Here is a 24,890-nt window from a genome sequence, read left to right on the forward strand (position 1 = left end):
GACCGGGAACCCTGCCGCTCAGGCTGCGGCATGGGCAGCGTCCCATTCACGCAGGGCGGCAGCATCGCGCAGGGTCACATCCGGATAATCCGGATCGGAGCCGACTTCCGGCAGGATCTTCCAGGAGCGGGCGCATTTGGTACCCTCGGCAAGGCCGGGCACGACAGCCACACCCTTGGTGTCGCCGAGCGTGAATGCGCCTTCCGGTGCCGGTTCGCTGCTGAGCGTCAACTGGCTGGTGATGGCGATGTCCGCCATGTCCTTGCCCTTGAGCGCGTCCATCAGTTCCGCATCGGTGACATGCACGACCGGGTGAGCTTCCAGCGACGAGCCGATCCGCTTTTCACGGCGCTCGATTTCCAGCGCGCCGGTGATCACGCGGCGAACCGTCTTGATCTTCGTCCACTTGGCGGCCAGTGCATCGTCACGCCATTCGGCTGGAACAGTCGGGAACTGCTCCAGGTGAACGCAGGCATCCTCGCCGTAACGGGAGGTCCAGGTTTCGTCCATGGTGAACGGCATCATCGGTGCGAGCCAGGTCACCAGGCAATCGAACAGCTTGTCGATCACGAAAAGCGACGCCTTGCGGCGCACGGACGAAGCCGCATCGCAATAAAGCGCGTCCTTGCGGATGTCGAAATAGAAGGCCGACAGTTCCACCGTCATGAAAGTGAACAGCTGGTGGAAGACCTTCTTGTAGTCGAACTCCCAGTAGGCTTCACGGATCATCTTGTCGAGTTCGACCAGCCTGTGCAGCATCAGCCGCTCCAGCTCAGGCATGTCGGCCAGCGCGACTTCTTCACCGGTGGCATGGCCAAGCGAGCCCAGCATCCAGCGCAGCGTGTTGCGCAGCTTGCGGTAACTGTCGACGCTGGTCTTGATGATCTCCGGCCCGAGGCGCTGGTCTTCCCAATAGTCGGTGGAGGCCACCCACAGGCGCAGGATGTCTGCGCCATACTGCTTGATGACGTCCTGCGGGAATACCTGGTTGCCGAGAGACTTCGACATCTTGCGGCCGTCTTCTGCCATGGTGAAGCCATGGGTCAGAACGGCGTCGTAAGGTGCATGACCGCGTGTACCGCAGCTTTCCAGCAGCGAGGAATGGAACCAGCCGCGATGCTGGTCGGAGCCTTCAAGGTAAAGGACATAGTCCTTGCCGCCGTCGGTCTTGCGCTTGGGGGCGAGATCTTCGCGCTGTTCCAGAACGAAGGCATGTGTGGACCCACTGTCGAACCAGACATCCAGGATGTCACGGACCATGTCCCACTCGTCTGCCTTGTAGTCGTTGCCCAGGAAACGCTCCTTGGCGCCGTCCGCAAACCAGGCGTCGGCACCCTCCGCCACGAAGGCATCGAAGATGCGCTTGTTGACGGCTTCGTCCTTCAGGACTTCAGAAGTTTCCTTGTGGATGAACACGGTGATCGGCACACCCCAGGCGCGCTGGCGCGACAGGACCCAGTCCGGCCGGTTCTCGATCATGGAGCGCAGACGGTTCTGGCCGGCACCCGGCACGAAGCGTGTCTCGTCGATGGCGTTCAGTGCCCGCGTACGCAGCGTGTCGCCTTCGCCGGACAGCTGCTTGTCCATGTAGACGAACCACTGCGGCGTGTTGCGGAAGATCACCGGCTTCTTGGAACGCCAGGAATGCGGATAGGAATGCTTCAACCGGCCGAGGCCGATCAGGTTGCCGCTTTCCTTCAGCTTTTCGATCACAGCCTTGTTGGCCTTGCCCTTCTCGCCCTTGTGCGTGATGACTTCGCAACCTTCGAAGCCAGGGGCATCCTTGGTATAGAAGCCGTCATCGGCAACAGTGAAGGGGATCGCGGTGTTGATGCCGCGTGCTTCCAGATCGGCCCGTTTGGTCATCCAGATTTCAAAGTCGTCCGTGCCGTGGCCGGGTGCCGTGTGCACGAAGCCGGTACCGGCATCGTCGGTGACATGGTCACCGTCCAGCAGCGGCACGTCGAATTCGTAACCGCCGAGATCGAGCCCTGCCAGCGGATGAGCACAGGTCAGTGTTTCCAGCTCGTCGTTGCTGACGGACCGGACACGCGCAAAATCGGTGATACGGGCGTTCTTGAACACTTCGTCGGCAAGGGCATCCGCCAGGATCAGCTTGTCGCCCTTCTGCACCCAGTTGTCGTCCGGCAGTCCGTCCTGCGTAACCTCGTAGAGGCTGTAGTCGATGCGCGAGGAATAGCTGATGGCGCGGTTGCCCGGGATGGTCCAGGGCGTGGTCGTCCAGATCACGACCGAAGCGTCCAGCAATTCCTCGACAGCCGCTTCATCGCGTCCGCCGGCACTTTCGACCGGGAACTTCACCCAGATCATGTCGGACTGGTAGTCCTGATACTCGATCTCGGCTTCGGCAAGCGCGGTCTTTTCGACCACCGACCACATCACCGGCTTGGATCCGCGGTAAAGCTGGCCGGAGGTTGCGAACTTCATCAGTTCCCGGGCAATCACGGCTTCGCTCTCGAAGCGCATCGTCAGGTAAGGGTTGTCCCAGTCGCCCTCGATGCCGAGGCGCTTGAACTCCTTGCGCTGGACGTCGATCCAGTGCTCGGCGAATTCGCGGCACTCGCGGCGGAATTCGTTGATCGGCACCTCGTCCTTGTTCTTGCCCTTGGCGCGGTACTGTTCCTCGATCTTCCATTCGATCGGCAGGCCGTGGCAGTCCCAGCCCGGAACGTAGTTGCTCTCGAAGCCCGTCATCTGCATGGAGCGCGTGACGATGTCTTTCAGCGTCTTGTTCAGCGCATGGCCGATATGGATGTTGCCGTTGGCATAGGGAGGTCCGTCATGCAGCACGAACTTGTTGCGGCCCTTGCCCTGTTCGCGCAGCTTTTTGTAGACGTTCATCTGCTCCCAGCGAGCGAGGATTTCCGGCTCTTTCTTGGGAAGGCCGGCGCGCATCGGGAATTCGGTCTGCGGCAGGTTCAGCGTTTCGGAATAGTCGCGTTTATCTGTCTCGGTCATCGTCACGTCGATCCGGTCGTTCGGGCCCTGGGCCCGCGTCATATGTCAGGATGATTGCCGGCCCGTTTCGGGCAGCAACATGAAATCAGGAAGTCCCGGTCCCTGGCGCCGCATTGCCGCGTCAGCCGAAGGCCGGGCAAGTAATTCGCGTAATCGCGATCGTCGGTCTGGCGACGACTATGAGAGCCTTGTGTTGCATGGCAAGGGACATAGCAGCACTTCGGCGATGAATAAAGATGTTCCCGCAATTCCTGTGTTGTTTGTCTGTCCGGCAAACGTACAACTTCCGAAAATCGGCTTCGGGTAACCGAATATGAATGTCTTTCGGTCATGGATAGGCCCGGATTGAGACGGGTGAGCGACGGACAGACCGGCAGAAAATGGCCAATCAGGTGAAACAGGCGGCAAATGGGTCGCAGGCGGGCGTAGACAAGGCAAGTCTCTGGTCTCGCGGTGTCGTGACGGGCGACTGGCTGAGCTGGGACCGGATCGGCTTTGCATGTCTGTGTTCGGCAATCGGTTTCACGCTGGGTCTGTTGTGGATGCTGGTGGTGCCCAATACTTATGGCGCGCCCAACGGCACGTTGCTGATGGATTACCTCAGCTTCTGGATGGCAGGGGGCCAGGCTCTCAACGGAACGCCGGAAGTGGCATACAGTCCCGCTGCGTTTTCCGCCCTCCAGCAGCAGTACACCGGAACAGACACCGTCTTCGGTTTCTTCTATCCGCCCACGTTCCAGATGTTGCAGATGCCGTTTGCGCTTCTACCCTACAAGATTGCGTTTGCCGTCTTTATCGGGATCACCACGGGTCTGTTGTGTCTGGCCTGCCGCCTGATTACGGGCAATTGGCTGCTGGCCGCCTGTCTGATCCTCGTTCCGGCCTGCGCGAACAACGCTTTCCATGGCCAGAATGCAGCGTTGACCGCAGCGCTCTACGGTTTCTTTCTCGTCGGGATCGAACGGCGGCAGATGGTGTGGGCGGGCATCGCGCTGGGTCTTCTGACCATCAAACCGCAGTTGGGCATCCTGATTCCGCTGGCCCTTGTTGCCAGCTTCAATTGGCGGACCTTCCTGAGTGCATCCGTCTCGACGCTGGTGTTCGCTGCGCTCGGCGTTGCGGTACTCGGCTTTGGCACCTGGCAGGCCTTCTGGATTCAGGCGCCGGTTGCCTCCGCCATGATGGAGCTGGGCGGCGTGGAATGGGTCAAGATGATTTCGGTTTACGGTGCAGGCAGGGTGCTGGGGCTCGGTCATCTGCCCGCGATGATGGTGCAGGCGGTCTTTGCCCTTGCTGCTGCCGTTTGCGTGTGGCGGGTCTGGCGGCGGACGGACGCCATGTCGGTGCGGGCTCCGGTCCTGGTCGGCGGCACCTTGCTGGTCACACCCTTTGCCCTTTCCTACGACCTGACGCTGATCATCATCCCTTGCGCCTTCCTGATCCGCGAGGGCCTCAGAAACGGCTTCTTGCCTTACGAGAAAATAGCGCTCTTCATCGTCATCGGCCTGTCTGCATCCACCAGCCCGTTTGCGATCTGGCTCGGCATGCCGATCGCACCCGTCCTGCCGGTGATGCTCGTCTGGCTGGGGCTGCGCAGACTGCAGTTGCACGCCGCACATCCGGAACGAGAGCACCTCGACGGCGCGGTTGCCGGGTCAGTTTGAGGCCGCCTGCCGCAGCTTGCGCTCGCGATGGGTGATGTAGAGCCCGCTCGAGATGATCAGGGCAATCCCCAGCCATGTCGGTCCGTCCGGGAAATTGGAAAAGACCAGATACCCGAACAGGGTCGCGCTGACGATTTCGATATATTGCAGCGGTGCCAGCATACTGGCGCTGCCGCGTTGAAACGCGGAAACGACAAGACCGTGGCCAGCGAAGGAAATCAGCCCGATCAAGGCCAGCAAGCCGGACTGGGGTGCGTCCGGCATGACGAATTCCATGCCTTCGATCCCGGTCAGATATCCGATCACGAGACCTGTCCCAAGCAACAGTGAACCGGACAGGCCCGCGCTGAACTGGATGGTCAGAAGATCGTCGCGAACGGGGTAGAGCCTGTTGAGCAGCAGGTAGAAGGAAAACAGAACGGCGGTTGCGACCGGCAGCAGGCTGACGAGACCAATCTCCGCCAGCGTCGGTCGCAACACGATTATGGCCCCCAGCAGGCCAACGAGAATGGCGCCGATCCGCCGCGGGCCGACCTGTTCCTTCAAAAGCACCGCCGCAAGGATGGTAAGGACCATGGGCTCAACAAAGAAGATCGAGATCGCGGTCGCCACCGACATGTACTTCACCGCAGTGAAGAAACAGAGCGATGCCGTGCCCAGAAGAATGCCGCGCAGGTAGTTCACGACCGGTTGCTTGCCCCTCAGGTGCATGAGGCGGCCGGTGACCAATGCAATGGCAAGGCTGATCAGAAGCTGAAAGAAAAAGCGGCCGAATGTGACCTCAAGCGTCGGCAGCTCCGCGGAGAGATACTTTGCGGTGATATCCATCACCGGCAGCAGCAGCATGGCCGACGTCATCAGGAAAATCGCCATGAGCGGGTTCTGCTCGACATCCCCGGAACGCGAGGAAATGGATTGACGCTTCATCGTGCTGCAACCTCCGGAGCGTCTTCATCACTGAAAACCACACGCGAACAGGGATTTCGCCGGCTTTCCGGCGATGGGCAATCGCTTGGGAGAAGGACCGGCAACAAGGAAAGGGCCGGGCAAAAATCTCTGCGGTCGCTGACCGCAGCAGGATTGCCGATCCATATTCCTTTTGAAGTTGAACGTCTCCCGGAGCAAGCCGGCAAACGCCAAGTTCGTCAGAAAAGAGAAAATATTTTGAAGGCTGCTCAGGCGGAAAGATCGAGCAGTTTCATGTCGAGTTCGGAAAGCGGCTGTAACGAGCCGAGCGCGGCGCGGGCTTCTTCGCTGTCCCGGTCCATCTGGGCAATCAGTGCCTCGACCGAGTCGAACTTTTCTTCGCCGCGCAGATAGGACACCAGGTGCACGCGCAGCGTCTTGCCGTAGAGATCGCCAGCAAAGTCGAACAGGAACACTTCAAACAGTGCGGCGCCATTGTCGAAGGTCGGGCGGCGACCATAGCTGGCGACGCCGTCATGCCAGGCCCCGTCGACACGGACCTTGACCGCATAGATGCCCTGCTTCAGCGGGCAATCTTCGGTAAGGCTCATGTTGGCGGTCGGATAGCCGAGGTCGCGGCCGCGCTTGTCTCCGTGGCGCACGTCCGCCTCGAAGAACCAGCGGTAGCCAAGGAGACCGTTTGCCTGGGCGATATCCCCCCGTGAGAGGCTGTCGCGGATGCGAGTGGAAGAAATGACTTCAGCGCCTTCGTCTTCCTCGCGCTGGACGATGGTCACGCCGAAGCCGTGATCGGCACCGGCGGAACGCAAATAGTCTGGGGTGCCCTGTCTGGCCCGGCCGAAGTGGAAGTCATAACCGGTGACCGCGTGGGAAATGCCGAGCGTGTCGATGAGAATGTCCTGAACGAAGGCATTCGCTTCGATGCCGGCAAACTCCCGGGTGAAGGGAAGGATGAGCGCGCCGTCGAGACCGCACAGGCGCAGCAGGTCGAGTTTCTGCTGTGGCGGGGTCAGACGGAAAACGGGTTTGGACGGGTTGAAGACCGTGCGCGGATGCGGCTCGAAGCTCATGGCATAGACAGGATGATGCGTGCCGTGGCCAAGACCGAGCGCGGCGTCGAGCACGGCACGGTGGCCCCTGTGAACGCCATCGAAGTTGCCGATGGCAACGATGCCGCCTTTCAGGTCCGCCGGAAAGGCATCCAGGCTTTCGATGATCGGAAAGCTGGAGGGATCAGTGGAGCTCATGCGGCAAACCTTCGCGCAACGATACGTCACAACGGTCCGGTGTGCCGGCCCGTCCTGCAGGAACACGTCGAAAAAGGCGCTCCGGGTGGAGCAGCCCTGCCGACTTTGGCGTGGAACCTGCCGTCAAGCAAAGCAAAGGTCAAGATGGGGATGTGCCGAAGACTTGCCTTTGCAGTCGCTGCCCGTCAAAGACCTGATTGATCTTCGTCCCGGCCTGGAACCTTCACCAGTGCCTCGCCTTCCAGAACCACGGTGTCGTCGACACTGCAGATACAGGAAAGGCGGGCACGGTTGCCGCGCTCCATCAGTTCCTCGACGGTGACAGTCACCTTGACGTCGTCGCCGATCCTGACCGGGGCCTTGAAATTGAGCGTTTGCGACAGATAGATCGCGCCGGGGCCGGGAAGGCGGGTGCCGAGCACGGCCGAGATCAGGCTGGCCGTATAGAGGCCGTGGGCGATTCTCGTCTTGAAGGGCGTGCGGGCGGCAAAATGTTCGGACAGATGAATCGGGTTCCGGTCGCCGGATACTTCCGCAAAGCCGACCACGTCGGAAGAACTTACATGCTTCACGAGTACTTCGCTCATACCCACGGAAAGATCTTCGAAGCAGAGTTTTTGCAGTTCCAACATTACGGTTTCCGCCCTGATTTGTCTTGATTTGAAGTAGGCGGACGCTAGGCGGTGCAAGGTTTTCTGGCAATTGTGCTTTGGGCGAAGAAAAAAGCGCCTGTTATTAACGGTCTTTTCAGGGGCGGCGGGTAGATTGCGTTGAGTGTGGGGAGGTGAGGACACAATAATGTGTCGCTCTCCTTCGAAGTCATAACGCGTTTCCACCGGCCCACGGCCAGGGGCCGCGCAAATTGACAGTATGGAGTAGACAATGGCCCTTGATCTTCAGATGCCGGTCCTCGTGGTCGATGACTACAAAACGATGATTCGCATCATTCGGAACCTGCTCAAGCAACTCGGTTTCGAAGACATCGACGATGCTGCGGACGGCACCGAAGCTTTGGAAAAAATGAAACAGCGCCGTTATGGCCTGGTGATTTCCGACTGGAACATGGAGCCGATGACCGGATACGAGCTGCTGAAGCAGGTTCGTGCCGACGGCAGCCTCAGCAAGACGCCTTTCATCATGGTGACTGCTGAATCCAAGACGGAAAACGTCATCGCCGCCAAGAAAGCCGGCGTGAACAACTACATCGTGAAGCCTTTCAATGCTCAGACGCTGAAAGGCAAGATCGAGGCGGTCTTCTCCGATTGATTTCTTGCACTTGGCGGGGCGCTGCGTTGGGGCGCACCTCCGCCAGTGCCAGACGGATGTACAGGATCGGCGCGGTCTTGCTGGGCAGGCAGGCCGGGTCAGCTTTGCTGCATCCGAAAAGTTATAGCGGTTCCTGAGAATTCCGGATCCGCGCTTCGGAGGATGCTTTCAAAATGGAAAGGCTCGACCTGGTGGCCAGTATGAAACAGGAAAACATTGCCCGAGTCATAGACTTCCTGCAGGAAAACAAGAACAGGCAAGGTGAAGTTTCCCTGACCGACGTGATGCATCTTGCAGAAGTCATGTCGGGTTCGATGCACGACTTTCTGTCGACCGTACAACCGGCCGTTACGGAAGAGCTGACCGTCATCGCCAAGGAAATCAGGCGCATGAAGGAGGAAATCTCCCAACTGCGCGCCAATGACATGACTGGCAGCAAGATCCCGGACGCCGGACGGGAACTGGACGCCATCGTTGAGGCGACGGAAGAAGCCACCAACACCATCATGGAAGCGGCCGAAGAGATCATGGGCGCCGACGCCAGCGACCAGGAAGCCTATCAGGAGCTGGTCAGCAACAAGATGATCAGCATCTTCGAGGCTTGCACCTTCCAGGACATTACCGGCCAGAGAATTTCCAAGGTGGTCGCAACACTGCGTTACATCGACGAGCGTGTGACTTCCTTCATCGAACAACTGCGTATTCCGGAAGATCTCGATGCGACGCTCGTCGAGACAGAGTCGGAGCGCCGCAAGCGCGAGCTGATCCTCCATGGTCCGCAGCATTCAGGCGAAGGTGTTTCGCAGGACGATATCGATGCCCTTCTGGGCGGCGCACAGGCGGATATCGACAAGCTGTTCGACTGATCCGGACTGAAAAAAAACGATTTCGAAGGGCTCTCCATTGGAGGGCCCTTTTTGGTTCTGAACTTTCTCTCCTTCGTCATCCCATGGCTTGACCATGGGATCCATGCCGTTTGGTCTCCGGTCGGATTGGCTTGTGCGGGACAAGGCAACGGCTTGGACTGCAGGGCAAGCCCTGCAGCGACGAAGTCTGAGAGGTGCATCTATTCGGCGGCCACCAGCTTTTCCCGATGCGCCTTGCGTTCCCGGGCGAGCGAGGTCAGGTCGAAATCGTCGAGGATGGTGTAGAACGCCGGAACCACGAAGACGATCATGAGTGTCGTGCCGATCAGTCCGAAGGAGATCGAAGTCACCAGCGGGATCAATACCTGTGCCTGAGGGCTTGTTTCGAACAGCAGCGGCAGCAGGCCGACGATGGTGGTCACCGACGTCAGCAGGATCGCACGGAACCTGGCCTTGGCACCCAGTGGAGCGATCTCTGCAACGCTTTCCAGCGATGGGTCGTGCTCGTCCTTGATGAACTGGACCAGCAGGATTGAATCATTGACCACGATCCCGGCTAGCGAAATGAAGCCCAGCATGCTTGGCATCGCAAAGTCGATGCCCATCAGGAAGTGCCCCCAGACCGCGCCAATCAACGCCATGGGGATGAGCGTCATCACCACGACCGGTTCGCTGTAGCTGCGGAACTGGAAACTCAGCAGGATGAACACGAAGATCAGGCCGGTGCCGAGTGCCTTGACCATGGACGCCTGCGTCTTGGCGCCTTCCGCATTCTGCCCCTCGGTCGAAGTGCTCAATCCGGGGTATTTTTCGAGGAGTTGCGGCAGGTATCTCGTTTCCGTGTCCTTGACGACTTCGTTGGCATTGGCAACACCGAGAAGAACGTCGCCGGTGACCGTCACGGTCGGTACCCGGTCAATACGATTGATCCGCGTGAAGCTGCGGTCGGATCGGATGTCGGCGACGGAGCCGAGCGGGACCCGGTGACCAGAAGGGGTCTCCACGGTGAAGAGTTCGAAATCGCCAACGCTGTTGCGGTCGCTGCCGGCAAGGCGGACATCGACCTCGAAGCTTTCCGAACCGACTTGCACCTCATCGGCGGTAATGCCGTTGTAGGCCCCTCTCAGCTGGTCGGCGATCGCCTTGGCATCAAGGCCGACCGCCCCGGCTCCGTCCTTGAGAGACAGGGCCAGTTCCGGTTTTCCGAGGCTGAGATCGTCGGAAATGTTGTAGACGCCGTCATAGCCCTTGAGCCAGGCCTGAAGCTCTTCAGAAGCCTGGTCGAGCAATTGCAGGTCATTGTGGGCCAGGCGCAATTCGATGGCGCGTCCCGCCGGACCGATGCTGGATTCGGTGAGAATGATGCGCCGGACGTCGAGCGTTTCAGGCAGTTCCTGGCGCCAGACTTTCAGGATCTCCTGGTTGCCTGCGTCACGAAGGGGCCCGTCCAGCAAATCAATGTCGATGGTCGCCAGATGTGCTCCGCTGGTGCCGGCATCGCTGTTTTCGTTGAACCGCACCAGTATGTTCTTGAGGAGGGATGTTCCATCCGGATTGCGCGGCGACAGCGCCGCATCCGTGCGCTCCAGCGCACTGATTGCCTCTGTCACGACCTTGCGTGTGTCGGCGAGCGTCGCACTTGCCGGCAGTTCGATCCGCGCTTCGATCTGGTCGCCTTCCACGTTCGGAAAGGCCTGGAATTTAACGACGCCGCCGGCCAGCAGCGAGACCGAAGCGAGGAAAAGCATAAAGCAGGCACCGATGACGAAATAGCGGTTCCGCACAGACCATGTGGCACAAGGACCGATCACATGCTCCCGCGCCCACCCGACACCGCTTTCCGCCTTGCGGGTTACCCAGTTCGGGGTGTCGCGCGTAGCGCCATGGGACAGGTGGTTGGGCAGGATCAGAAAGGCTTCGACCAGCGACACGGCCAGAACCAGCAACATGACCATCGGGATCACGCGCAACAGGTCGCCAAGGTCGCCCTCGATAAAGGCAAGTGCACCGAAAATGGCGGTGGTCGTGACAAACGAAGACAGCACACCCGGGGCGACCTGCCGCGTTCCCTGCACGGCGGCCTCCAGCGGACCGAGCCCTTTCTGGCGCCGTGTCGCGATGTTTTCGGAAATCACGATGGCGTCGTCCATCATGATGCCGACCACGATCAGCATGGCCACCATCGACAGCATGTTGATCGTCAGCCCCAGAATGGACATTGCGGCGAGCGCGCCCAGAAAGGACACCGGCAGGCCCATGCCGATCCAGAATGCCTGTCGCCCGCCAAAGAAGATCCACATGGCCGCAACGACAAGCGCCAGTCCCTGGAGAGAATTGTTGACCAGCATCCACAGGCGATCCTTCAGGATGATCGAGCCGTCGTTGATGATGGTCAGGGCGATGCCTGGGGCAGTACGGGCCTGTTCCTCATCGACGAATTCCTGCACCCGCTCCACCACCTTGATCAGGTCGTCACTGCGGGTCATGGAAATGTCGAGAACAGCGGCCAACCTGCCGTTCAGCCGGGTTTCGACCTCTTCGTCCTCGAAGAGATCACTGATCGTGGCAATGTCGCCCAGCTTGATCTGGCCGCCTTGCGGGGAAGAGGCGACAATCACCGACGCATAGGCATCCGCCGCAAGGCGCTCGTCGGCGAAACGCAGCAGGATCGAGCCGCCAACAGTCGTGATCTCTCCGGAGGGAGCGCTGACATTCTGCCTGGTGAGGGTATTTGCGATTTCCGAGAGGGTTAGCCCAACTTCACGCGCGGCGGCGTCGCGCACCTCGATGCGGAACTGCCGGTCAGAGAAGCCGGAAATCTCGACCTGGGGTATGCCGCCGAACTTCAGCATGCGGTCCTTCACCGCTTCGGCGTAGTTCTTCAGCTGCGGCTTGTCGTCAATTCCGGTGATGACGACGGAGGTCGCCTCGCTCAGGCGGCCCGCCTCTTCGATGATCGGGTCTTCAACGCCCTCGGGAAAATCATCGATCGCGTTGATCTCGCGGTCGATATCCAGCATCAGCTGGTCGATGTCCTTGCCTTCCATGATCTTGACGGTCGCAAGTGCGAGGTTTTCCCGGGAATCGCATTTGAGTTCGTCGATGTTCTCGATCCCGTCGAGCGCGTCCTCGATGCGCCGGCAAACGGTGCGTTCGACATCGGCTGAGGTTGCTCCGGGATAGGCGACTGTCACGGTAATCCGTTTTATCGGGATCTGCGGAAAGGTTTCCAGCAGAAGACCCGGAAGGTTGACCAGTCCGAGAATGATGAAACCGGCCATCAACAGATTGGCGGCGGTTGGGTGCTGGGCGAAGTAGCGGATCATGGCTGGTCCTCACCGTTGAGAGCATCCGTGCTCGCCATTCGCTTCAAACCTGCCTTCACGGCTTCGTCTTCGACAGGCTTCAGCAACATGCCTTCGATCACCGGGGACACATCGCTGACGATGACCTTGCTTCCAGCTGGCAGATCCGTTCCCAGAACGACGATATCATCGAAGCGGAAGGCGATTTCGACCGGCACCGTAACCAGTCGGCTGTCGGGCGAGACAGTCATGATCCTGCCACTGTGGACCGCGTTGCGCGGCAACACGATCTGATCGGCCACGGGCGGTGCGGACAGCTCAACCTCGGTAAACATGCCTTTGACCAATGGCGGCTTTATACCCGGCCGGATAGTGTCATAGGGCTTGTCCACGCTGACGATCAGTCCGATGGAGCGGGTGTCCGGATCCACCGTGTCGCTGACCCGCTTGACGTGCGCATCCCAGACGGCGGTCTCTCCGACGGATCCGACCCTTACCTTGGCCTTCAGCCGGCCAAGCGAATGCCGTGCCCGGATGACACCTTCTTCCGTTTCCAATTGTCCGGGAAAGGCCAGATTGGCAAATCCGGCCATGTTGCCAGGACTGATCTGAACGTCGATGTCGGCAGCGTCGATGCCGTCAAGTTCACCGATGGAGCTGCCGGCACCGACATACTGGTCGATCTCTACATTTACCTTCGAAACCCTGGCATCGAAGGGAACACGGATCGTGGTGCGGGCAAGGTTCAGCTTTGCGGTTTCCAGACGAACCTCGTTCTTGGCCTTTACCTGCTCCAGTGCCTTGCGCTTCACCGGGTTGAGCGCAATCTCGTTCTCAAGGTCCTGAACCCGCGACTTTTGCTGAAGCACCGTGCCTTCCTGGTTTTCGACCAGCTGATCGGACGCGACTTTGCGCTCCTGAAGCGTTTTCAGCCGGGCCAGCTCACGCTGTTCCAGGTCGAGGACCGATTTGGCAATCGCCAGGGATTGTTTCTGTGTATCCAGGGTAACGGCCAGCTCTTCAATATCCACCTCGGCACTGGCGATATCGCTCTGCGCCTCGGCAATCTCCAGCTCGTAGTCTTCCGGTGCCAGTGTCACCAGAATCTTGCCTTCCGGGATGAATTCACCGCGTTTGAAATCCGGATTGATGTAGGTGACCCGGCCGGACACCTGCGCGATGGCATCAAGTGTATGGGCCGGATCGACCGTGCCGTACCCAGTTACGCGCGGCACGAAGTCCTGAGGCTCGACCGTGACGACACGCACGAGCGTCGTCGTTTCTCCGATGTCGGTGCGCTTGGGTGCTTCGCGCCCGCTCACCGCATAAACCAGCACTGCCGCACCGGCGATCACGGGGGGAAGGATCAGGGCTTTTCGCAACAGCGACACGGCGGCTCTCCTGGCAATGTTCGTTCGGCGGGCTGCAGACCTCCGCCGACCACAATTCTTTTAATGCAAGTCCAAACTTGCAAATAGTGATGATCCAATTTTATTGCAAGCGATTGCTTGCATTTGCATCCTGTTTGGCATTAGGTGCGACGGAATGTCTTCCGGAAAATTGAGGGCGCGCCCGGCGCGTTTGGCGGCCAAGTGCCTAGAAATGTAGATGTTTCAGAAATCTATTCCGCGACCGTCGCACTGTTTTGCGAGCGCGGGTTCAGCGGAACCACGACCAAGGAAATAGCGGACAGGGCAGGGGTGAACGAAGTCACGCTGTTTCGCCGTTTCGGGTCGAAGGCAGGTTTGATCGAGGCCGCCATCGGCGACACGCTATCCGATGTTTCGTTCGGCAAGATGTTGCCGGGGGAAGATGTACAGGCCGATCTTCTGGAAATCGTGCGCAATTATCTGGAGACCTACCGCAAGCATAGCGGGCTTGCCCTGACGCTGTTTGCGCAGGTGCCCCAGCATCCTGAACTGCGAGCGGTGACACCCTTCCTGCTGAAAAACCTGCAGGGCGTAGCCCGCACATTGGCAAAGCATCAGAGCAGCGGGCGGCTCAAGCCGGGTGATCCGGTCAGCTTCGCCGTTGCGCTCATCGCGCCGCTGGCCGTCATGGGCTTCATGAAGGAGATGGGCCTGGGGACAGGCCACGAAGGCCTGGACGTGGAAAATTACGTCCAGACCTATTTGCAGGGGCATGGCCCCGATACGGGACGTTAAATGAGCCCGCTGGCAATAATGCGCGCGCTTACCACCAAAGACGCGGCAGGGCAGCACGTGCGCGCAGGCCTTCTTCGGCCAGACGGCGGCGGATCAGATGTTCGTCCGGCGCGTCGCTCGGACCGAAGTCGGAGGCATGGATGCCAGCGGTGATGAACAGAACGTCGAGATCCTGAGACACCGCACCGCGGATATCAGTCGGCAGGCCGTCGCCGATGGCCAGGACGTCTTCCTTGGCGACGTCTTCGCCCGCCAGCGTCGCGAGGCGCTTCATCGCCGCGTCGTAGATGGGGGCATGCGGTTTGCCGAGAATGGCCACTTCGCCGCCGAGATCTTCATAAAGACGGGCAAGGGCGCCAGCGCACCAGATCAGGCGCTCGCCGCGCTCCACCACGATGTCGGGGTTGGCGCAGATCATCGGCAGGCCGCGTTCGGCCAGCTTCTGCAGCCGGTCGCGGTAATCGTCGGGCGTTTCGACCTCGTCGTCTTCCAGCCCGGTGCAGCTGATGCCTTCCGCTTCCTCGTCATTGGTGGTGAAGGTGGCTTCAAGGCCGTGATACAGCGGCTGGTCCCGGTGCGGACCGATGTGCAGGAGCGTCTTTTTGCCCTGAGCCACAAGGACCTCGCGGGTCACGTCGCCGGAGGTGACGATGTCGTCGTAGGTTCCCTCCGGCACGCCAAGAGCGGCCAGCATTTCACCAACCTGCTTTGCAGGGCGCGGGGCATTGGTGATGAGGACCACCTTGCCACCGGCTTCCTCGCGAAAGGCCTTGAGGGCTTTGTGCGCGCCTTCAAAAGCCGATACACCGTTGTGCAGCACGCCCCACACGTCACACAGGATGCCCTTGTAGGACGGGGCGAGGGTGCGGAGCCCCTCAACAAGAAGCGGTGCAGAAACTGTCATGGCGGGTCACTCGGATCTGGGTAGGTCTGATAAGCTTTGCTGAAGAATCGACGCAAACTCGGCGCGGACCATATAGGAACATGGCGCGGTGCGAAACCGAGTAGAGGGAGTTTCATGAAGGTCAGGCAACTTGGCGAACAGGTGATCAACCAGATTGCGGCCGGCGAGGTCATCGAAAGACCCGCCAGCGTGATCAAGGAGTTGGTGGAAAACGCCGTCGACGCCGGGGCAAAACAGGTCGAGATCGTTACCGCCGCCGGTGGCAAGACGCTCATGCGCGTTGCCGACGACGGCGAGGGCATGCGCCAGGAGGATCTGCAACTGGCAATCCGCCGGCACTGCACCTCCAAGATTTCCGACGACGACCTGTTCGACATCCGCACGCTCGGGTTTCGCGGTGAAGCGCTGCCGTCCATCGGCTCCGTTGCCCGGCTGGCGATCCAGACCCGTCACAAGGACGAGGACCACGCCTGGGCCATCGCCGTCGAGGGTGGCAGGGAGCAGCCGCTTGTGCCCGCAGCCCGCACAAAAGGCACCCAGGTTGAAGTGCGTGACCTTTTCTTCGCGACACCTGCCCGGCTGAAATTCCTGAAATCGGATCGTGCGGAAGCGGCCGCCATCACCGAAATCGTCAAGCGGATCGCGCTCGCCTATCCGGAGATCGGCTTTTCCCTCGGTGGCGCCGACCGGCAGTCGCAGAGCTGGCCAGCAGCACGCGGCGGTGAACCGCATCTTGCTCGGATCGCGCAGATTCTCGGCCAGGATTTTGTCGACAACGCCATGGAAATCGACGCAGCCCGGGAAGGCGTGCGTCTCACCGGTTTTGCAGGCTTGCCGACACACCACCGTGGCAATGCGCAGAACCAGTTCTTCTTCGTCAACGGCCGCCCGGTGAAGGACAAGCTGCTGCTATCCGGATTGCGCGGAGCCTATGCCGATGTGCTGGCCCGTGACCGGCATCCGGTTGTGGTTCTGTTCATCGATCTCGACCCGGCATTGGTCGATGTCAATGTGCACCCGGCCAAGGCCGATGTGCGCTTCCGGGACAGCCAACTCGTGCGCGGGCTTCTGGTGGGTGCCATCAAGCATGCACTGGTTCAGTCCGGACACCGGTCATCGACCTCGAACGCGGCCGTTGCCCTAGACGCCATCAGGGCACAGTCGGCGGGGTTCTCTCAACCGGGTCACACACCATCTTCTCCAACAGGATCCGGCGGATATGGCGGTGGTTCCTACACCCGCACGTCTGCTGCGCCTCATTGGGCGCCGGAAGCGTTTCGCCCGCTCCAGATGGAGGAAGCGCACGCAACAGGCTTTGCCGAAGCGGCACAGCCGGCCTTCGAACGGCAGAACGGTTTTGCCGACTTTGCCAGACCGTCGGCGGATGCCCGCGCGAATGACGTCCCGGTTGAAACCGAAAAGACCCGCCTTCCGCTGGGAGCCGCCCGTGCGCAGGTTCATGAAACCTATATCATCGCCCAGACCGAGGACGGTGTCGTCATCGTTGACCAGCACGCCGCGCACGAGCGCCTTGTCTACGAACGTCTGAAGGAAGCGCTGGCCAAGAAGGATGTCGCCCGCCAGATGCTGCTCATCCCGGAGATCGTCGAGTTGCCGGAAGAAGATGCAATCCGGCTGGCTGATCGCGCGGAGGATCTCGAAAAAGTCGGCCTGTCCCTGGAAGCCTTCGGCCCGGGTGCCATCGCCGTCAGGGAGACCCCCGCTATCCTCGGCGACATGGATATCCAGGGCATGGTCCGGAACCTGGCCGACGAGCTTGCCGAATGGGACACTGCCGAAGGTCTCAAGGAAAAGCTGGACCATGTTGCCGCCACGATGGCCTGCCACGGTTCGGTGCGTGCAGGCAGGCGCATGCGTCCCGAAGAAATGGATGCGCTCTTGCGCGACATGGAAGCCACGCCGCTTTCCGGACAGTGCAATCACGGCCGGCCAACCTGGGTGGAGCTGAAACTCGGCGATATCGAGAAGCTGTTCGGCCGCAAATAACCCGGCAATCTGATCGACCTCCCGATGCGGATCGTAGACGTCGGAGCAATGGGAGACAGTCAGATGACACAAACCGGCTCCGGCAGCGCGGAACAGGCATTGAACAAGACCGGCAGACCTGGGCGCACGCTTTGGAAAGCCGTCTCGCGTGTGGCTGTCATTGCCGGCATCGCCTACGCCATGGCGGCCGGTTACATGTATTTCAACCAGCGCAGCTTCATCTTCGTTCCAACCGGAGAATTGAGTACGCCGGATGAAAAGGGGCTCTCAGGTGTCACCGTTGAAACAGCGGCGATGGCTGACGGTACAAAGGTGACCGTCTGGCACGCGCCACCTGCTGCTGAAGGCGCTCCCACGGTACTCTATTTTCACGGCAATTCAGCCAATGTCTCCTCCCGCTGGAAGCGGTTCAAGCAGATCCTGGACAGCGGTTTCGGTCTCTATGCGCCCAGCTACCGGGGATATGCCGGAAGTGAGGGGAGCCCGTCGGAAGAGGCGTTGATTTCGGACGGCCTTGAAAATTTCGACCGGATGGCAGCTTCGGGCACGCCGGTCATTGTCCATGGAGAAAGTCTTGGCTCGGGTGTTGCGGCCGCAGTGGCGGCAGAGCGTCCGCAAACAGACCTTGTGGTGCTGGAAGCGCCCTATACGGCGCTGGTCGACATGGCCTGGGACAGGTATCCCTGGTTGCCGGTGGGCCTCATGATGCGGGACCCGATGGCGACGCGGGATCGCGTCGGCAAGATCGCCGCGCCGGTCCTGATCGTGCACGGGACGGAAGACCGGGTTATCCCGGTCGAACACGGCATGCGTCTTTATGAATTTGCGAAAGACCCCAGGCAGCTTGTGATCGTCGAAGGTGGCGGTCACAGCAATCTGTGGTCAAACGGGATGTGGGACTTCGTTCTCGCCGCCTGGGCGAAATGGCACGAAGGCTCTTGAACCATCTGCCGTGTTGCGCCTGAAACCGAAAACCCCGGGCGAAGTGCCCGGGGTTTTCCTTTGCCAGGGTAAAGGCATCAGAATGTGCGCTGCAGACGAAAGGTCCCGTAGAGCTCGTAGGTGTCGTTCAGGCCGGAGGAGCGGCTGTAGTCGACGTCACGATACTGGAATTCCGGGCCCATCAGGAAGCCGGAGACCGGTTCCCAGACCACGTTTGCGGTCGCGTCCCACTGGGTGAAGTCATAGGCGCTGGTGCCGCCATCGACATCATGGTAGCCGCCTTCGACATTCACCTGAACGGTGTCGGTTACGCCGAGCGTCACGCCGCCGAAGATGTTCAGCGTCTTGGTGGTCTCGGTGCTGCTGCCATTCCAGACCGCATCGGTGATGCGGCTGTTCCAGCCCGTGGACCCGTATCCGCTGGCGCCATCGGTATAGACGGCCTGCAGGGAGATCGCACCGCCCTTGGCAAAGCCACCGAAGTTCACGGTTACGCCGGCACCAGCTGCCCAGCCGAGTTCGTCTTCCGTCCGGCCTGCAAGACCGTTGTAGGCAGCGCTCGGATAGACCTGGTGAAGAGCACCCATGATCTGGGCCTGGCCCCAGCCCTGGTTGACGCCCAGTGCCGCGACGAAGTCCGGAGCGCGGGTGCCGCCATAGCTCTGGTTGGTGCCGTTGAACGCGATATTCTCTTCGCGGCCCGAACGGTCTTCCAGCGCGACAGTCGCATTGAAGCCGTTGCCGAAGGCCATCGTATAGGCGACCTGATTCAGCTTGCGATCGGAATAGCTTTCGATCTGCGCGTTGAAGGCATATCCGGTGAAGAAGTCGAAGTTCGAACCGTTGTGACCGGCCAGCAGGCCGCCCCACTGGATATAGGCTTTGTCCAGCGTGGTCGAAGTCGATGCGTTGGTCAGCGTGATGTAGGATTCGATAAAGGCACGCAGTGTGCCGAATTCGGTCGCGGTACGTGCATCAAGGTAGAGATACCCGCGCGAACGCCACTGGTAACCGTCGGTGTCCCGGTCGCCCCAGGCGTTTTCGGCCTCGCCGAAGTTGCGGACGCGGAATTCGGTCCGGACACGACCACCTACGCGCAGGCAGGTTTCGGTGCCGGGAATGTAATAGAAGCGCGCGCCGTAGGCGTCACAGATCCGGACATAGTCGACAGGTTCCGGAGCCACTGGCAGGTCGGCCGAAAGAGCCGGACTTGCGGCCGCGAAGAAACCGGCAATTGCCCCGAGAACAACATTACGAGTCATTTGATACTCCGATGAAGTGCGGAAATACCCCCACGCACATTATGCCGTTCGTAGATGTCAGTTTCAGCCTCTCGGAGAGGTGAAATCAGCAGATATGAGCGATTGGTTGATGTTGTTGCTTTTGAGCAACGGGCAATCCGGTCAATTTAACTTGAAAACCGTTTAACGCTTTGCCTGAAAGAACGATCTGAGCAACCCCGCCGCGCGTGTCGCGCCTATGCCGGAATAGACATCCGGTGCGTGATGACAGGTCGGCTGGCAGAAAAAGCGGGTGCCATGATCGACCGCGCCGCCCTTTTTATCTCCTGCGCCATAGTAAAGCCGGCGGACCCGCGCGAAGGAGATCGCTCCCGCACACATGGGACACGGTTCGAGCGTCACGTAGAGATCGTAGTCCGGAAGGCGTTGCGAAGCTGCCCGTTCGCATGCGGAGCGGATCACGAGAATTTCTGCGTGAGCTGTCGGATCGTTGAGCTCCAGCGTCCGGTTCCCGTCTCGAGCGATCACTTCACCATCGCGAACGAGCACCGCACCGACCGGCACTTCACCGCGTGCCGCCGCTTTCTCGGCCTCTTCGAGCGCGAGATCCATGAAAGATGTCTGATTGGCAGAAGTGGTAAGCATCGAGCAGGGTGAGTCGGAGCGTAAGTGTAGGGTTCAGCCTCGATTTGAGAGGCTGTCGGCTTTGTTCTGTTTACCCGTTATTATGCCGGTCGTCAGCCCCGGACAGGGCCTTCGCGGAGGCGTCAGGCCACTGCCATGCATCCGGAGCACGGCGCCTCTGCGGTTTATGCAGAAAACAAGCGATTCCCGAAAGGCTCAAGCTCTGCTATGACGCGCGCATGACGACAAGAAAATTCTCTTCCGAGCGCCCGGGTCCCGCAAAAGGCCGGGGACGCGATAAACGTGCACCGGAAAAGCGCCGGTCCGCACCGAACGACAAATCGAAAGCCGGCCCCAAAAAGGGCGACTTCGAAAAACGGGCGCCGAGACCGGCGACTGCACCGCTGGCAGACGAAGCCAATGATCGTGGGGAACGCATTGCCAAGGTCATGGCGCGCGTCGGCCTGTGTTCTCGCCGAGAGGCGGAAGTGTGGATCGAAAATGGCAGGGTTGAGCTCAACGGCAAGCTGTTGACCACGCCTGCGGTAACAGTGACAGCAGACGACAAGGTGCTGGTGGACGGGGAACCGTTGCCGATGCGCGAGCGCACCCGGCTCTGGCTCTACCACAAGCCACGGGGTCTGGTGACGACCAACAAGGATCCGGAAGGCCGTCCGACGGTGTTCCAGCGCTTGCCCGATGATCTCCCGCGCGTCCTGACCGTGGGCCGGCTCGACATCAACACTGAAGGCTTGCTGCTCCTGACCAATGATGGCGGCCTGGCGCGCGTTCTGGAATTGCCGGCCACCGGCTGGTTGCGCCGCTACCGCGTGCGCGCCTTCGGCAAGGTGACCCAGGCGGATCTCGACACATTGAAGGACGGTATCGCGATCGATGGCGTGCTCTACGGCGCGATCGAGGCGACGCTCGACAAGGAGCAGGGCAACAACGTCTGGATGACGGTCGGCCTGCGCGAAGGCAAGAACCGTGAGGTCAAGCGGGTTCTGGAACATCTCGGCCTTGCCGTGAACCGCCTGATCCGCCTGTCCTATGGCCCGTTCCAGCTGATGGATCTGCCGGAAGGCGACGTCCGTGAAATCCGGGGCCGCGTTTTGCGTGACCAGTTGGGCGATACGCTGGCCGAGGAAGCCGGTGCGGATTTTGACGCTCCGATCTTTCATGCCCCCAAGCCGGAAGCGGAAAAGAAGTCAGCAGGCGCCAAGCGTGGCGGTGGCCGGGAAGGTGGCGGCCGGGAAAGTAGCGGCAGGGATGGCGGCAAGCGTGAAGCCAGCCAGGGTCGCTGGATGACCGCGCGAGAAGGCCGTAGTGAGACCGATCGCAAGCGCGCAGCCAAGACTGAACGCAACGAAAAGCGTGAAGATCGCAAGAAGGCATCCGGCCAGGGGCCGCGCAAGAATGCCGGGCCGCGCCAGGAAAAAGTAAAAGTCTCGCCGCGCTCCCGTTTCCGCCTGACGTCCGAACCGAAACCTCGCAAGGATTTCGGTGAAGAGCGTTTCACACCGCCGCCGCGCCGCATCTGGGGCGAGGAAGGCGTGGTCGAAGACAAGCAGCAGGAACGCCGCTCCAGCCGTGACAAGGACGACCGGCGCGGGCCTCCGAAAGGTGGACGTCCGCCGCGTCGCGGAGATCGTTCGTGAGAATAGTCGCCGGGCGTTTCAAGGGCGCGGCTCTGGCCGCGCCGAAATCGCACGACACACGGCCGACCAGCGACCGATTGCGTGAAACCATTTTCAACATCCTGGCTCATGGCCTGGATGTTGATCTTGAAGATGCAAGGGTCCTGGATCTTTTTGCCGGCACGGGCGCGCTGGGCTTCGAGGCGATCAGCCGGGGCGCCCGCCATTGCACTTTCATCGAAGAAGGGACGGAAGCGCGCGGCATCATTCGCCGGAACATGGAGGCCCTGGGCCTCAATGGCGCTGCCAAGATCTTCCGGCGCGATGCCACCCGCCTTGGCAGTGCAGGCACCATCGAGCCATTCGATCTGGTGTTTGCCGACCCTCCCTATGACAAGAAGCTGGGTGAAAAGGCCCTTGCTTCGGCAGCGGGCGGAGACTGGCTGAAACAGGGCGCCTTGTGCGTGCTTGAAGAGAGATCTTCAGCTCACATCGATGTTCCCGAAGGCTTCGAGGAACTCGACCGCCGCCAGGCAGGCGATAGCCAGGTCGTGTTCCTGCGATATGGCGGCTGAAGTCTCTTTCTGCCCGCCATCAACCCTCTCGTCTCGCTATGGGATTTCCTTCGTCCGTCAGGCGCCGCCCGGCATCATGATGTAGGCGGTTTTCCGCGTTGGCAGGCTGGAACGGCTGACGATCAGGGCCGGCGTTTGCGCCCGCACGATGTCATACCCTGCCTCCTGTGCTCGCCCGACAAAGGCCTGAAGTGCTCCGGAAAAATGGAAGTGCATCGGCACGACCATCGCAGGGCCGATGCTTTCCAGAACGTCCATCAGGCTGTCCAGCCGAAGGGTCGAGGAATTGTCTATGGCCGCAAATACGACGTCGATCTGACCAAGGCGGACGAGATCTTCCTGCGTAAGCCGGTGATGCAGGTGGCCGAGATGCGCAATGCACATGTCGGCGACCTCGAAGATGAAGATCGAATTGCCGAGCCGGCGCTCTTCCCCGTCCCAGCCGCGGATGTTGGTCTGGATATTGCGGATGCGGACATCATCAACAGTGATGTCATGGTCCAGCGGCCCGCCCTTCGGGTTCCAGCCGTACAGAAGATGTTCGATGTTAGGATCCGGGCTGATGGAGTAATGCGTGCTGTGAGCCCCGTTCATCGTGGCTACATCCGGCGGCAGAAGCGGGCGGACACTGTCGTTGTAGTCGGTTGCGATCCGCACGCCCTTTGGCGTTTCAAGTTCAAAGGTGGAATGGCCGATGTAGCGGATCTGGACTTCATTTGCCTGAAGAGACGCGCGCCAGATGCGCATTTCGTCCGGCCCGGGCGCTCGGTAGGGGGCGTCAGCAACCAGTTGACAGACCGCGAATGCGGGTCCTGCAACAACAGCCGTAACCAGAAGGCCGAGCAGCACCGGAACCAGCCGGAACAATCCGCCGGCCTTCTGTCGCCGTCCGTGAATTGGGAAAAAGCACATCGCCATGTCAGTCCATCCCGAAAACCACACCTGAGCAAAATACTAGGGGGCAGACCGCCAACGGCAAGGCATGTCGAGGTGTACGCTGCCCGTTTGCCTGAAACTTGAGACGTTTTGGAAGGGGATGCCAAAAGAAAAGGCAACCGGCCTGCGCTTGTAGCTGCAAAGGCGGTTGCCTGAGGTGGGGGCGGGTGGGAGGAAGAACCAGCCCCGGAATTGACTTTCAGACCACGTAAAGACTGACCGGCGGTTTCCCGGACTTTGCCGTCCGGTTGGCCGCGTCGCCTTCGCTCATGAATCCGGCGCTGCTTGCCTGGCGGTAGATAAGATCACCCGCGTGCCCGGCCTCCATGACCAGCGCCTGCTGGCTGCAAAGCGAGGCCAGCGAAAGACCCAGACGGCGGAAATGCGCACGGCGATAGCAGTAGACGGCAAGTGCCGCGCGCTGCTGTTCCGGCAGCTGGCATCCGACATCAGTCACTGCGTTCAACGTTGCATCCAGCAACCGTTTCAGCAAATCGTCCGATACTGGACAGGCTTCCAAATCTGTTGATCCCGATGGCCGCATTGACCTTCTCCTAATAGATTGAGAAAAGTATTTAGGAGTAAGATTAATGATTTGTTAAACGCAAAGTCGGGTCCAATAAAAAGGAATTATACGGATAAATCTGCTGATGTTGCCATCAAGTAACTTCCATTGTTTCTTTTATCAGTTCCTCCAGTTTTTCCCTGGTAACTGTACGCAAGGATTCCGCCTTATCCAGTATGCTCTCGGCTTTCATGAAGTCCAGAACCCGGATGGAGTCATGGGGCGGGCTGACCAGGATATCCGGTTGATCTGATTTCAGTTTTTGCTTTGTGATGGTCTGCATCAGGATCTGGGAAGAGCCGAACAGGGAATCCAGCATGCTGATGTCATCCTTGTTGTCTCGCGGCACCGGCGCGCCAACGACATCAACGGCAATGACGATATCGCAACTCGCCCTGAGCCCGTCGAAAGGCAGTGGATTGACGACGCCGCCGTCGATCAGAAACCGGTCGCCATAGCGCACGGGTCTGAAAACCGCGGGAATCGCTATCGAGGCGGCCAGGGCAGGCAGCAAGGGGCCACTTTCAAAATCCACTTCCTCGCAGCGATAGAAGTCCGTCGCCAGCATACGCAGCGGGATTTCCAGGTCTTCGAACGTTTCGGACAGATAGTCCGAAACAAACACTTCCAGCACGCGAAGCGGGTCGAACTGCACCGGGCCGCCACGGAACACATCTGCGAACTTGCGTGGTCTCAACTGCCACAGGCGCGACAACACACTGTTGCGATCAGCAAAAATCTCCAGCGCAATGTCGCGGATTTCCTGGCCACTGCGACCACTGGCATAGGCCGCCCCCATCAGGGCACCGATGGACGTGCCGTTGATCCGGACAGGTTTTATGCCCAGGTCATCCAGCGCTTCCAGAACGGGTACGTGGGCGAGGCCGCGCGCACCACCGCCGCCAAGGGCAAGACCGATTCTGGGGGAGGAGGTAGAGGGCATGGCGCGGGTCCGGCATTGAGAGCGTTACTCCCTGCACATGGGGGCTGACGCGCGCCTTGCCAACCTTGCAACTGCCTGCAACGGCAGTTGCGAACAG

Annotated in this window: 20 protein-coding genes; 8 read left to right on the forward strand and 12 right to left on the reverse strand. The window is 60.2% G+C overall.

Annotation, left to right across the window (positions count from 1 at the left end; all coding sequences use genetic code 11):
* Positions 1-18: 18 nt before the first annotated feature.
* Positions 19-2,979, reverse strand: coding sequence for an isoleucine--tRNA ligase (gene ileS, locus ACVDG9_RS04115; RefSeq protein ID WP_447237343.1), 2,961 nt, complete (start codon positions 2,977-2,979; stop codon positions 19-21).
* Positions 2,980-3,359: 380 nt separating this feature from the next.
* On the opposite strand from ileS, the gene ACVDG9_RS04120 reads away from it, so the two are divergent.
* The gene (locus tag ACVDG9_RS04120; protein WP_447237344.1) at positions 3,360-4,643 is read left to right on the forward strand and encodes a glycosyltransferase family 87 protein; all 1,284 of its coding nucleotides are present in this window, start codon (positions 3,360-3,362) and stop codon (positions 4,641-4,643) included.
* On the opposite strand, the gene ACVDG9_RS04125 is transcribed toward ACVDG9_RS04120, so the two are convergent.
* The 3 genes from ACVDG9_RS04125 to ACVDG9_RS04135 all read right to left on the reverse strand — a co-directional run bounded on the left by ACVDG9_RS04125 (position 4,635) and on the right by ACVDG9_RS04135 (position 7,449).
* Complete coding sequence (locus ACVDG9_RS04125; RefSeq protein ID WP_075284472.1) at positions 4,635-5,570, reverse strand: DMT family transporter; 936 nt, start codon at positions 5,568-5,570, stop codon at positions 4,635-4,637. The genes ACVDG9_RS04120 and ACVDG9_RS04125 overlap by 9 nt on opposite strands.
* 248 nt (positions 5,571-5,818) lie before the next feature.
* The gene (locus ACVDG9_RS04130) at positions 5,819-6,817 is read right to left on the reverse strand and encodes a bifunctional riboflavin kinase/FAD synthetase (protein ID WP_168686228.1); all 999 of its coding nucleotides are present in this window, start codon (positions 6,815-6,817) and stop codon (positions 5,819-5,821) included.
* A gap of 185 nt (positions 6,818-7,002) precedes the next feature.
* Positions 7,003-7,449 carry a MaoC family dehydratase gene (locus tag ACVDG9_RS04135; protein WP_023002057.1) on the reverse strand — a complete coding sequence of 149 codons (447 nt, stop codon included), beginning with the start codon at positions 7,447-7,449 and terminating at the stop codon, positions 7,003-7,005.
* Positions 7,450-7,699: 250 nt separating this feature from the next.
* Here ACVDG9_RS04135 and ACVDG9_RS04140 point away from each other — a divergent pair, with 250 nt between their 5' ends.
* Together ACVDG9_RS04140 and ACVDG9_RS04145 are read left to right on the forward strand one after the other, a co-directional pair.
* Positions 7,700-8,083: a response regulator gene (locus tag ACVDG9_RS04140; RefSeq protein WP_006935666.1), complete on the forward strand. Its 384-nt coding sequence runs from the start codon at positions 7,700-7,702 to the stop codon at positions 8,081-8,083.
* A gap of 173 nt (positions 8,084-8,256) precedes the next feature.
* A complete protein-coding gene (locus ACVDG9_RS04145) occupies positions 8,257-8,949 on the forward strand; it encodes a protein phosphatase CheZ (protein ID WP_023002056.1) in 693 nt (230 codons plus the stop codon).
* A gap of 200 nt (positions 8,950-9,149) precedes the next feature.
* Here the strand turns inward: ACVDG9_RS04145 and ACVDG9_RS04150 are convergent, their stop codons facing one another.
* Together ACVDG9_RS04150 and ACVDG9_RS04155 are read right to left on the reverse strand one after the other, a co-directional pair.
* Complete coding sequence (locus ACVDG9_RS04150; RefSeq protein WP_447237345.1) at positions 9,150-12,275, reverse strand: efflux RND transporter permease subunit; 3,126 nt, start codon at positions 12,273-12,275, stop codon at positions 9,150-9,152.
* Complete coding sequence (locus tag ACVDG9_RS04155) at positions 12,272-13,645, reverse strand: efflux RND transporter periplasmic adaptor subunit (RefSeq protein ID WP_447237346.1); 1,374 nt, start codon at positions 13,643-13,645, stop codon at positions 12,272-12,274. Before ACVDG9_RS04155 ends, ACVDG9_RS04150 begins: the two co-directional genes overlap by 4 nt.
* 201 nt (positions 13,646-13,846) lie before the next feature.
* Between ACVDG9_RS04155 and ACVDG9_RS04160 the strand changes: the two genes are divergently transcribed.
* A complete protein-coding gene (locus ACVDG9_RS04160) occupies positions 13,847-14,419 on the forward strand; it encodes a TetR/AcrR family transcriptional regulator (protein WP_228931354.1) in 573 nt (190 codons plus the stop codon).
* A gap of 28 nt (positions 14,420-14,447) precedes the next feature.
* On the opposite strand, the gene ACVDG9_RS04165 is transcribed toward ACVDG9_RS04160, so the two are convergent.
* The gene (locus ACVDG9_RS04165; protein ID WP_055657786.1) at positions 14,448-15,323 is read right to left on the reverse strand and encodes a TIGR01459 family HAD-type hydrolase; all 876 of its coding nucleotides are present in this window, start codon (positions 15,321-15,323) and stop codon (positions 14,448-14,450) included.
* A gap of 114 nt (positions 15,324-15,437) precedes the next feature.
* On the opposite strand from ACVDG9_RS04165, the gene mutL reads away from it, so the two are divergent.
* Positions 15,438-17,330, forward strand: a complete 1,893-nt coding sequence (gene mutL, locus ACVDG9_RS04170; protein WP_209170643.1) for a DNA mismatch repair endonuclease MutL — start codon at positions 15,438-15,440, stop codon at positions 17,328-17,330.
* Between the two features lie 63 nt (positions 17,331-17,393).
* Positions 17,394-18,272, forward strand: a complete 879-nt coding sequence (locus ACVDG9_RS04175; RefSeq protein WP_447237347.1) for an alpha/beta hydrolase — start codon at positions 17,394-17,396, stop codon at positions 18,270-18,272.
* A gap of 77 nt (positions 18,273-18,349) precedes the next feature.
* Here the strand turns inward: ACVDG9_RS04175 and ACVDG9_RS04180 are convergent, their stop codons facing one another.
* The gene (locus ACVDG9_RS04180; protein WP_447237348.1) at positions 18,350-19,534 is read right to left on the reverse strand and encodes a porin; all 1,185 of its coding nucleotides are present in this window, start codon (positions 19,532-19,534) and stop codon (positions 18,350-18,352) included.
* Between the two features lie 162 nt (positions 19,535-19,696).
* Positions 19,697-20,158, reverse strand: a complete 462-nt coding sequence (locus tag ACVDG9_RS04185; RefSeq protein ID WP_447237349.1) for a nucleoside deaminase — start codon at positions 20,156-20,158, stop codon at positions 19,697-19,699.
* A 218-nt stretch (positions 20,159-20,376) separates the two neighbouring features.
* Between ACVDG9_RS04185 and ACVDG9_RS04190 the strand changes: the two genes are divergently transcribed.
* The gene (locus tag ACVDG9_RS04190) at positions 20,377-21,795 is read left to right on the forward strand and encodes a pseudouridine synthase (RefSeq protein ID WP_208997775.1); all 1,419 of its coding nucleotides are present in this window, start codon (positions 20,377-20,379) and stop codon (positions 21,793-21,795) included.
* Complete coding sequence (gene rsmD, locus ACVDG9_RS04195; RefSeq protein ID WP_023002046.1) at positions 21,792-22,349, forward strand: 16S rRNA (guanine(966)-N(2))-methyltransferase RsmD; 558 nt, start codon at positions 21,792-21,794, stop codon at positions 22,347-22,349. The genes ACVDG9_RS04190 and rsmD overlap by 4 nt, the downstream gene beginning before the upstream one ends.
* Before the next feature lie 57 nt (positions 22,350-22,406).
* Here the strand turns inward: rsmD and ACVDG9_RS04200 are convergent, their stop codons facing one another.
* The 3 genes from ACVDG9_RS04200 to ACVDG9_RS04210 all read right to left on the reverse strand — a co-directional run bounded on the left by ACVDG9_RS04200 (position 22,407) and on the right by ACVDG9_RS04210 (position 24,793).
* Positions 22,407-23,216, reverse strand: a complete 810-nt coding sequence (locus tag ACVDG9_RS04200) for an MBL fold metallo-hydrolase (protein WP_075282267.1) — start codon at positions 23,214-23,216, stop codon at positions 22,407-22,409.
* A 268-nt stretch (positions 23,217-23,484) separates the two neighbouring features.
* Positions 23,485-23,742: a hypothetical protein gene (locus ACVDG9_RS04205; RefSeq protein WP_367020489.1), complete on the reverse strand. Its 258-nt coding sequence runs from the start codon at positions 23,740-23,742 to the stop codon at positions 23,485-23,487.
* 202 nt (positions 23,743-23,944) lie between these two features.
* Complete coding sequence (locus ACVDG9_RS04210; protein WP_447237350.1) at positions 23,945-24,793, reverse strand: patatin-like phospholipase family protein; 849 nt, start codon at positions 24,791-24,793, stop codon at positions 23,945-23,947.
* Positions 24,794-24,890: the final 97 nt, after the last annotated feature.

The organism is Roseibium sp. RP-7, from assembly GCF_053005225.1.